The organism is uncultured Marinococcus sp. (genome assembly GCF_947493875.1).
Lineage (GTDB): Bacteria > Bacillota > Bacilli > Bacillales > Marinococcaceae > Marinococcus.
Genome location: NZ_CANLSU010000008.1, coordinates 39,795 through 51,890 on the forward strand (window position 1 = coordinate 39,795; position 12,096 = coordinate 51,890).

General features: G+C 51.4%; 11 protein-coding genes. All 11 read right to left on the reverse strand.

Annotation, left to right across the window (positions count from 1 at the left end; all coding sequences use genetic code 11):
- Nucleotides 1-77: 77 nt before the first annotated feature.
- The 11 genes from Q0757_RS14380 to Q0757_RS14430 all read right to left on the reverse strand — a co-directional run bounded on the left by Q0757_RS14380 (nt 78) and on the right by Q0757_RS14430 (nt 12,060).
- Complete coding sequence (locus tag Q0757_RS14380; protein ID WP_298788567.1) at nt 78-2,042, reverse strand: VirB4 family type IV secretion system protein; 1,965 nt, start codon at nt 2,040-2,042, stop codon at nt 78-80.
- A gap of 3 nt (nt 2,043-2,045) precedes the next feature.
- Nucleotides 2,046-2,693 carry a hypothetical protein gene (locus Q0757_RS14385; protein ID WP_298788569.1) on the reverse strand — a complete coding sequence of 216 codons (648 nt, stop codon included), beginning with the start codon at nt 2,691-2,693 and terminating at the stop codon, nt 2,046-2,048.
- Nucleotides 2,694-3,017 (reverse strand): DUF5592 family protein, encoded by a 324-nt coding sequence (locus tag Q0757_RS14390; protein ID WP_298788571.1) that lies wholly within the window; start codon nt 3,015-3,017, stop codon nt 2,694-2,696.
- A gap of 25 nt (nt 3,018-3,042) precedes the next feature.
- Nucleotides 3,043-6,606: a pLS20_p028 family conjugation system transmembrane protein gene (locus Q0757_RS14395; RefSeq protein ID WP_298788573.1), complete on the reverse strand. Its 3,564-nt coding sequence runs from the start codon at nt 6,604-6,606 to the stop codon at nt 3,043-3,045.
- Nucleotides 6,607-6,630: 24 nt separating this feature from the next.
- Complete coding sequence (locus tag Q0757_RS14400; RefSeq protein ID WP_298788575.1) at nt 6,631-6,834, reverse strand: hypothetical protein; 204 nt, start codon at nt 6,832-6,834, stop codon at nt 6,631-6,633.
- Nucleotides 6,803-9,373: a VirD4-like conjugal transfer protein, CD1115 family gene (locus tag Q0757_RS14405; RefSeq protein ID WP_298788577.1), complete on the reverse strand. Its 2,571-nt coding sequence runs from the start codon at nt 9,371-9,373 to the stop codon at nt 6,803-6,805. Before Q0757_RS14405 ends, Q0757_RS14400 begins: the two co-directional genes overlap by 32 nt.
- A 12-nt stretch (nt 9,374-9,385) precedes the next feature.
- Nucleotides 9,386-10,489, reverse strand: a complete 1,104-nt coding sequence (locus Q0757_RS14410) for a hypothetical protein (RefSeq protein ID WP_298788579.1) — start codon at nt 10,487-10,489, stop codon at nt 9,386-9,388.
- Nucleotides 10,490-10,571: 82 nt separating this feature from the next.
- On the reverse strand, nt 10,572-10,844 hold the full coding sequence (locus Q0757_RS14415; protein WP_298788581.1) for a hypothetical protein: 273 nt from the start codon (nt 10,842-10,844) through the stop codon (nt 10,572-10,574).
- A 23-nt stretch (nt 10,845-10,867) separates the two neighbouring features.
- On the reverse strand, nt 10,868-11,086 hold the full coding sequence (locus Q0757_RS14420) for a hypothetical protein (RefSeq protein ID WP_298788583.1): 219 nt from the start codon (nt 11,084-11,086) through the stop codon (nt 10,868-10,870).
- A gap of 13 nt (nt 11,087-11,099) precedes the next feature.
- Nucleotides 11,100-11,531, reverse strand: coding sequence for a hypothetical protein (locus tag Q0757_RS14425; RefSeq protein ID WP_298788584.1), 432 nt, complete (start codon nt 11,529-11,531; stop codon nt 11,100-11,102).
- Between the two features lie 295 nt (nt 11,532-11,826).
- Nucleotides 11,827-12,060 (reverse strand): hypothetical protein, encoded by a 234-nt coding sequence (locus tag Q0757_RS14430; RefSeq protein ID WP_094908687.1) that lies wholly within the window; start codon nt 12,058-12,060, stop codon nt 11,827-11,829.
- Nucleotides 12,061-12,096: the final 36 nt, after the last annotated feature.

The window sequence follows — 12,096 nt, forward strand, 5'->3', positions numbered from 1 at the left end:
TACGCAGTTTCAGTGTTCCAAGTTTGAGTAACGCACCCCCGGCTTTGGCGGCTCCTTTGGCTACCGTGTTCATGGTGTTAGGCCCCTCCCCCGAATAAGTCTAATTCCTGTTTGCTGACGTCCACTTTCATTTTGATGTTCTTCACGGAAGATATGGAAAGCATCACTTCCCCTTTGGTGAGTTGAGGGATGCGTTCTAATTCCGACTGGTTGAGCTGTCCGGCAAAAATATCTTTGAGCCGGGCGAGCGATTCACTATCCTGTTCGCCAATGAACTTATATTGCGTCAAACTGAACAGCTTTTTGACTTCTTCGGCCGCCCCTTCATTTGCATTGGCCGGAACAAAATCTTCGATCACGTGGCTGGCAAAAAACAGACCGCCGAAATACTTCCGGGCTTCCCGCATGAAGGTCTGGAGGAACGTGACACCATGTTCCGAGCCTTTCCGGGTGTTAATGATGTGGTGCGCTTCGTCAATCAAAATCAAGTACCGCACCGCATCCTCGAACCGTAGACGGTGCTTGTTGAACGCCCGGAGTTGAGGATTACCGTTCCCAAGCATCCCGTCCCATAGCATATTCAAGACGTTAAACAGTTGGGCTTGAAAGACTTCGGCCGACAGCTCCGACAAGTTCCGCAGATGAAACGCCACAAAGTCCTCTTTATCAAAGTCCATCAGACTGGAGTGCGTGTTAAACAGCCGCCCGTAGGTTTCCTTTAAGTTCTTGATGTTGAGTTCAATGTTTTCCAGCCGTTCCCGGCGGTGAACACTCACGTCCTCGTTCACCAAGCCATTGGCTTGGTCGATGTAGAGATCATCTTGAATCATCGTCAGCAGATCGCTAAAGATCGGGTATTCGTCCGGTTGCCGTTCCGTGATGTTGTTTTCTTCCGGGTCGATCTCGTCCGACCATAACCCCTGTTCCACGTACAGGCGGCGCAGGGTGTTCTGAAATTCTTTGATTTCCTCATTGCTCACATCCGGGCTGATGAACTGGTAAAATACCTGCATTTTGGAGAGGTGTTTCGCAAATGACGCTTCCTGTTTGATTGTTCCCTCGTCCGTGGTTTCCGACCGGTACACCTGTAACGGATTGATCGACCCGTCCGAGCCATCAAGCGCAATTTTTTGGCCGTCTAAAGCGTCAGCCAGTTCGCCAAATTCCCCGGTCACGTCCAGCACCCGGACCTTGTGGCCTTTGATCGTATTGTCGAGCGCCATTTTTTTGAGCAGCGTTGATTTTCCCGACCCCATTTTCCCGACCATCACGGCATTGTAGAACTTGCGTTGATGATCTTGGTGAAACAGGTCAAAAATGACATTTCCGTGGGTGTCCGTTGTGCCGTAATGTGTGCCGAACGGATCATCCAGGGACGTGTAGTGGAACGGAAAGCCCCCGGCCAATGAGAGGGCCGGAAGTTCGATGCCTTTGCGTTTGTTCGGGTACTTCATCTGATGCGAAAAGCTATCGAATAAACTGCCCCACTCATATTCCTGTTCGTTCAGAAAGACGGACCCCCGGAAGTTGAGGGATTCCAGATGGTCGATCACTTTCTTCACGGTCACTTCCAGTTCATCGAGCGTCTTGTTGGAGACATACAGCCGCAGGACAATGCGTTTCACCACTTCGCCCTGCCGGATTTCGTTGTACACGCCGGAGAGTTCCTCGAACGATTCCGTGGCTTCGATCGCATCGCCCGTTTCTTTGGCCTGCACCGTCCGGGTTTTTTGTTCGGCCATGCTTTTGTTGAGTTTCGACATGACTTCCCGGCGGTCCGGGGTTGCCACATCGAGCGCCGCAATCACGTTTTCCATGCTCATAATTTCCTGTAACCAGAAGTCATTGACGATCGTTTGAAAGTCGTAAATATGCACACACGTTTCGTAGCCGTCGCCTTTACGGATATAGCTTTCATTGAACTTGATGCCGCCCTGCGGCTGAATGGTACTCACCAGTTCCCGGTTATAGCCGTCCGTTTTGGCCTGTTCCTGTTCTTCGTTGGTCGTTCCCCGTACTTTCTGCATGATGGATGCGAGCATGTGTTATCCCCTTTCGTGCGTGTGCCGGTTTTTGGAGTTCAAATTATTTAATTTGTAGAGAATATTGATCTTCTTGTCGTCACTGATTGGCAGGACCGGGCAGACGGCGTTGAGGTGGCCTTCCACTTCCATGCGCCGGGATTGAAGCGTGTATTCATCATCGGCATAGAGGAACAGGTAAAATTCCCGGTTGGTGCGGCGTTGTTCGATGAATTGGAGTTCCTGCAATTTCTTTTCTAAAAATAGGCGGTACTGCGGCTTTTTGGCCTGTTGCATTTTTTCAAGGATATGCCGTTGTTGGGAGGACGTATCCACCGGAAAATCAAACGGAATGATCTTAAAATCATGGTTATAGCCCTGCAAGAAGGTCGCAAAGTGATAAATCTTTTTGGTTTTATCCGTTTCATTCAGTGAATAAATATCGCTGGATTCCAGTTGCATCATATCCATATAGCCTTTGTTGTCCGGGAGTTCCAGAAAGCCGTTGCCCGTGAGATCAATCACGGGCGTGATGTCGGCAAAGCTGGATTTTACTTTGGGCTTGGCTTCCTTTTTTCGTTTCTGGACTTGATCGCTTTCGACAAAGATCGCGGTCCCTTCGTTGGGTTTCTTGCCAAACCAACGGCCTTTCTGATCGTTAAACAGCGCCATTTAGCTGTCGCTCCTTTCCGTCTCATCGGCTTCTTCGACCGGGGAGTAATCAATCGCCGTGTACGTGTCTTTGCGGCGCATGATCGCATAGTACACGGCTTGATAGATGCGGCGTTTCGGGTTACTGGTCGGCCGGATGATTAAGAGCAGGGCCAGAAACAACATGAAGCCGTAAAAGCCCCAGATCAAGTTGCCATGCACCAGATTGCTCATGACCATCGTGAACGGGATTAACCCGATCAGTAGAAGAAAATCTGTTAGATACATCCATTTATTGATTTTCAGTTCGGTACTCATATCTTTGGGGATGCGGTAGGACGCCATGTTTTCCCTCCTTGCTTCGTTCGATTTAGTTTCGTTTATTGTTTCGTTTCACGGTTTTCCGGGTGTTTTTCCCGAGATCATAGTTCCGTTTCATCGGTTCTTGCTGTTCGGTGACCCGTTCCCGGCGATTTACCCGGCCTTCGGTCTGCCGGTGCTTGACCGACTGCTGAACATCCTGTTCGGTATCATTGCCCTGATGCTGAACGGTCTGTTCCTGCTGAATGGTTTCCTTGCTTGTTCCTCCCCGGTGTCCCTGTTCGGTGGAGTGTTCATGCCGGACACTGTTTCCTCCGGCGTCACTTGGCGAAGATGCCGGAGCGCTTGGCCCCGGTCCGGGCGAGGATGACGGTGGTGGATCTGCTTGACCTCCCGTGTCGCCGCCAGACGTATAGGTGGTGTTTACTTGGCCGCCGTCCTGCCGGTGGTTCGTGGACGTTTGGACCTCTTGTTCCACGTTTTGGGTACGGCTGCTGTCCGTTTCCTGCGTCACCTGCTCCCGGTGGGTGCTTGTGGAGCTGTTGGACGGTCCCTGTTCCTGCCGGACACTGGCCGTGTCTTGGCCGGAGCTGTTCGCACTAGCAGACGCCGGAGCGTTCCCCGTAGCTGGTGCGTCCGGGCTTCCGGCGTTGGCCGCCGAGCCGGATTGGTTCGTCTGAACACTGCCGCCAGATGCCTGTTGGCCGCCCTGGACGGTTTGAACGTCCTGTTCCACGTTTTGAGTTTGTTGGCCGTCTATTTTCTGCGTCACCTGTTCCCGGTGGGTGCTTGCGGAGCTGTTGGACGGTCCCTGTTCCTGCCGGACACTGGCCGTGTCTTGGCCGGAGCTGTTCGCACTAGCAGACGCCGGAGCGTTCCCCGTAGCTGGTGCGTCCGGGCTTCCGGCGTTAGCCGCCGAGCCGGATTGGTTCGTCTGGCCGTTGCCGCCCGATGCTTGCTGTTGCCCCTGTACGGTCTGCACGTCCTGTTCCACGTTTTGGGTTTGTTGGCCGTCTGCTTCCTGCGTCACCTGTTCCCGGTGGGTTCCAGTCGTTCCGGCACTATCGCCTTTGACGTTCTGAACGCTTGCCGTGTCTTGGCCCGAAGTATTCGCACTGGCTGATGCCGGAGCGTTCCCCGTAGCTGGCGCGTCCGGGCTTCCGACGTTGGCCGCCGAGCCGGATTGGTTCGTCTGGCCGTTGCCGCCCGATGCTTGCTGTTGCCCCTGTACGGTCTGCACGTCCTGTTCCACGTTTTGGGTACTGGTCCCGTCCATTTCCTGCGTGACACTTTCCCGATGTGTTCCGGCCGAGCCGGTGGTTTCGCCGTTCATGTTCTGAACGCTTGCGGTATCTCCGGTGTCTGTATTGGCCCCAGCCGATGCCGGAGCGTTCCCGGTGGACGGCGTTTCCGTGGAAGCTGATTCCCCGGCGGTCCCGGCTTGGTTCGTCTGGACGTTGCCGCCAGATGCCTGTTGCCCCTGTACGGTCTGCACGTCCTGTTCCACGTTTTGGGTACTGGTCCCGTCCATTTCTTGGGTGACACTTTCCCGATGCGTTCCGGCCGAGCCGGTGGTTTCGCCGTTCATGTTCTGAACACTTGCGGTATCTCCGGTGTCTGTATTGGCACTGGCCGATGCCGGAGCGTTCCCGGTGGACGGCGTTTCCGTGGAAGCTGATTCGCCAGCCGACCCGGATTGGTTTGTCTGGACGTTGCCGCCAGATGCCTGTTGCCCCTGTACGGTTTGCATGTCCTGTTCCACGTCTTGGCTACTGCTGCTATCGGTTTCCCGTGTCACCTGCTCCCGGTGCGTTCCCGTTTGTCCGGCGTTATTACTATTCATATTTTGAACGCTGGCCGTATCTCCCGTGTCCGTGTTGGCATCTACCGATGCCGGAGTATCGCCCGTGGCCGGGGTTTCGTCCATATCGGGGCTTTCCGTGGTCCCGGACGTTGACGAAGGGCGTTGCCCGTTGGCCGGAGACGTGGCATTGGCGTTTGTTCCTTGCCGGTTGGTTCTGCCTTTGGCGGGGCCGTCTGTCCCGGTCGCTTTTGCCTGTTCATCGTCCATTTCCTCATGCAGAGAGGGAATGGAACTCTGGTTCTCGTTGGCATCGGTCGTTGACGTGGAGCTGTCGTCTTGATCGGTCGCTGAAGCCGCCGACGTCCCATTGGTCGAGGATGCCGAGCCGTTGGCGGTTGAATGGTCGCCTTGATCGGTGACGCTTTCGTTGGCCGTGTCTTGGTTCTGGCTGTCTGTCCCGGCTTTATTGCCCCGGTAATCGGCCATATTTGCCACGTTGCCGGTTCCACCCGTTCCGGCCTGTCCTTCGGCGGCTTGGGAGACGTCCTCCCGGTCTTGGCTGTTACCGGTGTTCGGATTCCCGGAGCCGCCGTTACCTTGTTCCTTGTTGTTGCTCATTTTATCGCTGATGTTTCTGACCCCACTCATGCCGGCTTTCGTTACTCCAGCGGCGCCTTTGGCGGCCGCATAGGTTCCGGCCAGAGCGCCCCAACTGGATTTCAACCCGGCATCCAAGCCAAAGAGCCGTTCAACAATGTTCGGCCCGTCTAACACGGCCACACTCAAACCAACCATGCCGAGGACGTACACCAGTCCATCGGTGCTGTCGTTCAGCATGTCGGCCGCAATCATGTAGATTTTTAGAGATAAAAAGACCATGATCGTGACCATGAAAATGCTGATGATGTTCTGGACCACCTGCTTCATCCGTTGGCCGGAGTGCATGTCGGACGCCGCCACCAGTGGAGCCAGTACGTAGTTAAAGGCCAGATTGAAAAACAGCGTAGCCAGTTTAACGCCAATAATCACTAACACGGCCGCAACGACCGTCAGCGTAGCGATTAACGGGACCCAATCTACGTTATAGCGGTAATAGTATTCCTGCGTAATGTTGGAAATCCAGCCGCCGTCCTCCAGGTCGGTCACTTCCCGTGTGCCATCCGGCAGGGTCTGAATTTTTTTCGAGACAATGTCTTGTCCTTTATCTTTCAAGGTTTCTTCACTGTTGATCTGTGTATCTTCATTGAGCGGCGCATTGATCGTAAGGTCTTGGGCATAGGATGGATTAATTTGATTTTCTTCTTCCAATTCCGTGGTTTCCCAACCTTGCAGATCATAGAGCGCCACATCGGTAATGTTATTTTTGATCGCATCATCGGCTAAGGTGTTTGTGCCATTCTCAAAGTTCACCGCATCCACCGCTTGATCGGTAAATTCATTGGCCTGATTCATGCCGACCGATAAAATGGTCATGATCGCCAGTGCCATGAAGATATTCGAGACAAGGGCCGGGCGATTCACGGCGTCCTGTTTCAAGATAAGCAAGTATCCAATAAACATGAGGTTCATCGCCATGAGAATGACCAATACCGGTTGCATCGTATTGACAAATTCGGTGATCTGCGGGTTATCGTATAAGAGTTTCAGCCCGAGCATCGAATCCGTGATATTCTGGAACGCATCGACAATCCAAGCCATGCCTTTGACAAACATCCATGCCATCATGCGAAGCAGATCAATCACGATCGTGCCTTTTGTTAATTCGTCGGAAAACCGTTCAAGGTATTCCAGTATCTGTTCATCGTTCACGGCGTTCCCTCCTTTCGGCCCGGTCTAGCAGGTCAAAAACTCGTTCACACTGGTGTTGACCGCATAATCGTATTCATCCACCAACACGTCCACATCTCCGGAATCATCGTTCTTTTCTTTCACTTTGACCGTTCCATCCGTGAGCCGGATAATGAGTTCGCCCCCCACCTTCATATCTTCAAAATGGTGTAAGACATCAGCCAGTCGTTGAAGAGATCGGTTCGGCATTGGTATTCTCTCCTTTGTCGATTGCTTTCTGGTACTTTCGGCGTTCGTTTTTAATAGCATCTTTCGTTTGGGTCATCATTCGTTCGGGTATCCATTCCGCTTCGTTCCATTCGGTTAACGAAGCCTCGCACTCGCCCACATTCATCTGATGCACGTCTAAAGGGACTTGCTGATCTAATATCTGCAACAGGGTCGCATCTATCACCTCTTGAACGGACTTGCTTTCAAAGGCCGCCGCTTCATCACTGATGCCTACGGCCTGTTTCGGTGCTTCATCATCGGCCGATTGGTTGTTGTCAGCTTCCCCCTGTTGTACTTCGGAAGAAGGTGCTTGTGGTTGATCTTGCTTTGGCCCGTCTTGATTGGCCGAGCCGTGATCGGTGTTTTCGTCCTCGAATCGGTAAATCACCTTTTGAAGATTGAGGTCGGTGTGTTTGCAGTTAATATCAATGTCCTCCAGGTCGATGTCGGTATTAAACTGGTTGCTTAAATACTCATACCGGAATTTCATCCGGGTCTTGCCGTGGTTGTAAATCGGGTACGGCGTCACGTTCTCCCGGTTCAAGTCCTCCCGTTTGATGCCACGGTACACCACCATTTCGCCGGGTTTTAAACGTCCGAGTTCGGACGCATCCAACAGGCGGCGGCCATCGGTCCCTTCGGTTTTGTTTTTATCCGTACTCAATGTACTCCCGGACCGACTGTTGGAGCTGATCGTTTTTTCGCCCAGCAGTTTGGAAAATTCCTCGTTCGTTTCGTAGTCGGTCGAAAGCAGATACATTTTATTCGCACAGTTGCCAATGATGTTGTCGGCTTCCTTGTCGTATTTGTGCTTGATCTGCGACAGGTCCTGCACGACCAGATTAAAGTGAATCCGGCGGCCGAGACTGACCGTAATCATGTTGCCCATGTCCGAGATCGAGGGCATGTTCCCAAATTCATCTAAAATAAAGATGACCTGCCGGATGCACTTCCGGCCCGGTGTGAAGTAGGAGGTTTTTGCCAGTTCGGTGTACAGCTGCTTGACGTATAAGGACGCAATCACATGCAGGGAAGTATCGTCATCCGGTGTTAATAGAAAAACGGCCGTTGGCTTCGTGAAGTGTTCAAATTCCCGGAGGGCGACAGCTCCCTGCTCACCGCCCTGTTGGTCGTTCTCGACCTTGTACGTGACTGTTCCAGTTTCTTCGTTAATCGCTTTGACTATCACCGTAAGGGTTGCGCCTGTTTTATGATCGTGAAACGTGACGGTTTGGCCTTTGTTCAGTGATCGGTCATGACTGAACTTGAACAAACCATTCGTATTTGCTCGGGTTCGTTCCGTTCCTTCCGGGAACGTGGCCGTGACTTCGCCCTGCGCCGATGCAAAGCCCGTGATGTGCTTGCCAAACCCGACCTTTCGCATATCAAACGAATGGTGCGAGGTCATTTTCGCAATCGGTGTGAGCGTAAAAATGCTCAACTTATCAAACGCATTGGCATAAATCCCGGCGACCGTCTGGCCCGCCCCACTCGCGAATTTCACCGTGGCATACTGAAGTTTGGCCGGATGGCTTGCTGGCAGACTGTCAAAAAAGTCGTCCAGTCCCGTTCGTGTATTGCCTTTCTCATCGGCGGTCTGTTGGCTTGCCAGTTCGTTAAGGGTGTTTGCCACGGAGTACATGGTGATTTTTTCCGGGTGGTCCGGCAGGTTCTTTTCGCACAGCCCCAAAATCAACGCTGTGCATAAGGAACTGGCCGAATCCTGCCAGAACTTGTCTTTGGCTTCCGGGTCGGCATACAGCATGTGAGCGATCGCCTTCGCATGTTGTTCGGCCTTCCCCAAATCCCCTTCCTCATAGGCATCAATCACCATGCGGAGGATCTGAAAACTCATGGACCGAATTTCCGGTTCGATCAAGTTCAGGGCTTCTACATGATAGCCCCGGCGTTCGAGGGTTGCCTTCGATGCCGCCAAAATTTCACCTTTGGGATCATTTAAAACCATAGACGCCTTCTGTTCGGCCCGGGAGTAAATGTCGATCATCGGAAACATGCCGATTTCGCCTTTACCACTTCTGGTTGTTCCTATCCATAAGTTATTGCTTTTGGAATCATCAATGTAGATGCGGTCCTCGTACCGGGACACCGGAACACCGCCTTCGCCCGGAAAACGCGGTTCTTCTTCCGTTTCTTTTTCGGGGATCGCTTTGTACTGCTGTTGAATCTCTTTGAGAGACGTAAAGCGACTGGAGCCTTTGGCATCCCCTTCGGTGATGTCTTTAAAATTACTCCGTAGTTTGTAATAGAAGATGCCGCCCACGATCAGCGTTGCGATAAACATAAATAGATAACCAAGCGCCGGAATATCCGAGGTCGTAAATAACAGCCCCAGGAAGTTAAAAGAGACGCCGGGAGGGTCGGGGTTGCCAAGCCCTTGAAGCAGGTTGCGAACGTTCGTGATACAAAAATTAATTAGCGTATTAGATAATAGAAAAAACACCAACGCCCCGAGCAACGCCAGAATCCCGTGAGCCTTTTTCGTTTTGAGTATCTTCATGCTGTCCCTCCTTTAAAGGTCGTTTTGTTGCTGTTCGGCTTCTTCTTTCTCCTGTTCCAGTTCCTCGATCTTATCGGCATCCTCGTCCTCGTCCAGATCGTCGATCTGACTGTTTAGATCATCAATGGTGGACTGATGCTCTTGATAGGTGTCGATGGTCTCCCGAACGCCATCCGTCTGATGGTTCTGGTAGACCTGTTCAGCTCCTTCCACATCGTCTTGATGCAGGTGGGCTTTTGCCAGCATTTCACTCCGGCGGTTCGTCATGTCTACGTTGTCGGTGTTCATCACCTTCTCGTAGTTGCCATTCTGATAGGCCAGTTCAAACGCTCCTTCGTCCGTTGGAAACGCATCGTGATAGGCTTGGAGCGTGTCGGTATTTTTGTTCAATCGAATAAATTCCACGGCCGTGGCTTTGTTGTCGAATAGCTTGTTCATCTGTTGAAACTGCTCCTTATCGGCTAAAAAACTGGCATAGATATTTCGTTCCTGCGTGGAAAGATCGGTCGGGTCTTTATCTTTGTAGTAATCCAGCAATTCCTGTTCATCCCCCATAAGCGCATCTTGATAGGTGCTGACTTTGGCTTCCTGCGTTTCTTTGGTGTTCGTGACTTCCTGCATTTCCGCACTGACCGAGGATAATTGGATGATGAAGAAGGAAAACAGGCCAATGGACGCCAGAACGAAAAACGCCGCCACGCCGTACACGGTTTTGCGTTGCCACCGTTTGAGCCGGGACACATAGTTGGCATCCACATTCTCGTTCGGACTGATCTGTTCCTCGAATTTGTATTTTTCTTCTACCAATGCTTCCATATCTTCCAGAAAGCCCAGCCGCATCCGTTCTTTTTCCTTGCTTGTGCGAATCTTCGGCAGGTTGTTCTTGATGTGCATGAACAGGTTCGGGGCCTGTTTGCTTCCAAAGGTAAACCGTCCTTCGTACATTTCTTCGTTCAAATCATCGTCCAAGACGTAAAAATAAGCCGGAATGGTATCGTTCTGGTCCCGCATTTCCATTTCGATGTTTTGCGAGAGTTCCACCGCTTCATCAAACGGAATCCGTTGATGCCGGGGAATTTTTGGGTGATTACCTTGCGTAAAATTCACGTACAGCATGGTTCGTCCTCCTTAAAAAAAGCATGAAAAAAAGAGCCGCAGAACGGCTCTTGCTTCGATGCTAGATAATTATATGATGTCGTTAAAAGGATATATTGGAATCAATGGCCTGAGCTATCCCGTAAGCGCCCATGACCACAACCAGTCCGGCTAAGGCGCCGATAAACCAGCCGACCGATTTCCGCCGACCATTATCGCCACCAAGCATCAAATAATACCCACCTACACATAACGCAATGGCTGCGCTAATCAAGCCCAATGTTTGAGCCGTGCTTATAATACGTTCCCCTGTCGAAACCAGATCATTGACACCGGTCGACCCGACCACCAGGGATTGTGCCATCCATTCTTTCATTATTGTCCCTCCTAAAGAGTGGTTTAGTATCGTTCGTTGTATGATTCGGTGTGTGGATGCGTTGGTTCATTGGTTGGCGTTTTCTCGTTGCTGTCCTCGTCCAAACCAACAAAGTCCAACAGATGATCGTCAATGTATTTGGTGTGCTGGTCGTGCAACCATTCCTCGTAGTTCACGTTCTGCTTTTCCATCATTTTCCGAGCAATATCTTTTTTCTGTTTTTGTTCCTTTCGTCCTGCCACGGAGACACCTCGTTTATTCAGCGTATTTTTCGACAAAGGCTTGCAGTTCACCCTCATATTCTTCTCGTTGAATGTCGTCCCCGTCCACCTCAAATTCTTCTAATACTTCGCCATCCTCGACGTACACCACATCGTCACTAGGCGTGATTAAATCCCTGTCTCGACTATCATCATTGGCTCGATCTTTCGTTTCTTGGTCATACTCCCACCCGTTCGTATACGTGAGCGTGGCACTGGTTTCCTCAAATGCCTGGAACACGTTGTCTTTGGCTTCGTCCACGTCCGGGCTGTAAATATACATCGCAAACCCGGTGAAATCATCAGCGTTGATCGTTTCCATGAACTGATCGTAGTCCTCGATTTCCTCCGTGGCCGGGCCACCGCAGGCCGACAGCGTGAGAACAGAACCAAGCAACGGCACAAGAGCCAGACCTTTCATTCGCATTACAAACATCCTTTCCTGTACACGTTTCCCCCTTCCTTCTGGTTCGGTGTTCGGGGACGTTCGCTTTATGGCTGAAAGCGGGAACCCTATGGAAACATGCGTACAGCCGAAGCTGTAGCTTCCCAATGCACAACGTTTTAGGCATGCACGAAGAACCAGAAAGAAAAGCGACATTTTACGCCGTCAAAGTAGCGGCGAGTTTTAGGCTGGAATTCGCAAACCTGCATCGAAGTCGTATATCCTCAAGATCATGCCGGAAAATCAGAAGGACACGCAATATGTAGTTATAGACGTGCTATTGATGTAAGATCAACTCTTCCTCAGGTTTTTTTCGTTTGGCGATCTGACAGCGCTGATGATTCTGTGCAGAACGTACTCGATAGTAAATGTCGGCTAATCGAGCGACTTTCCCTTTTCGTTCCACTGCCATACTGCCTTTTAGTTCATAGTATTCATCATCAAATGTGCGGATAAATTTGGCTCGAAAAGCCAACTCACATGAGGACACTCTCTGTTGTTTTTGATTCATTTCCCTCACCTCGATATGAAAATCCGTAAAAATTAT

What these genes read in the sequence shown, in the direction of transcription:
- Q0757_RS14430 (WP_094908687.1), bottom strand. Translation starts at nt 12,060, where the DNA reads ATGAATCAAAAACAACAGAGAGTGTCCTCATGTGAGTTGGCTTTTCGA.
- Q0757_RS14415 (WP_298788581.1), bottom strand. Translation starts at nt 10,844, where the DNA reads ATGAAAGAATGGATGGCACAATCCCTGGTGGTCGGGTCGACCGGTGTC.
- Q0757_RS14380 (WP_298788567.1), bottom strand. Translation starts at nt 2,042, where the DNA reads ATGCTCGCATCCATCATGCAGAAAGTACGGGGAACGACCAACGAAGAA.
- Q0757_RS14390 (WP_298788571.1), bottom strand. Translation starts at nt 3,017, where the DNA reads ATGGCGTCCTACCGCATCCCCAAAGATATGAGTACCGAACTGAAAATC.
- Q0757_RS14425 (WP_298788584.1), bottom strand. Translation starts at nt 11,531, where the DNA reads ATGCGAATGAAAGGTCTGGCTCTTGTGCCGTTGCTTGGTTCTGTTCTC.
- Q0757_RS14410 (WP_298788579.1), bottom strand. Translation starts at nt 10,489, where the DNA reads ATGCTGTACGTGAATTTTACGCAAGGTAATCACCCAAAAATTCCCCGG.
- Q0757_RS14405 (WP_298788577.1), bottom strand. Translation starts at nt 9,373, where the DNA reads ATGAAGATACTCAAAACGAAAAAGGCTCACGGGATTCTGGCGTTGCTC.
- Q0757_RS14385 (WP_298788569.1), bottom strand. Translation starts at nt 2,693, where the DNA reads ATGGCGCTGTTTAACGATCAGAAAGGCCGTTGGTTTGGCAAGAAACCC.
- Q0757_RS14400 (WP_298788575.1), bottom strand. Translation starts at nt 6,834, where the DNA reads ATGCCGAACCGATCTCTTCAACGACTGGCTGATGTCTTACACCATTTT.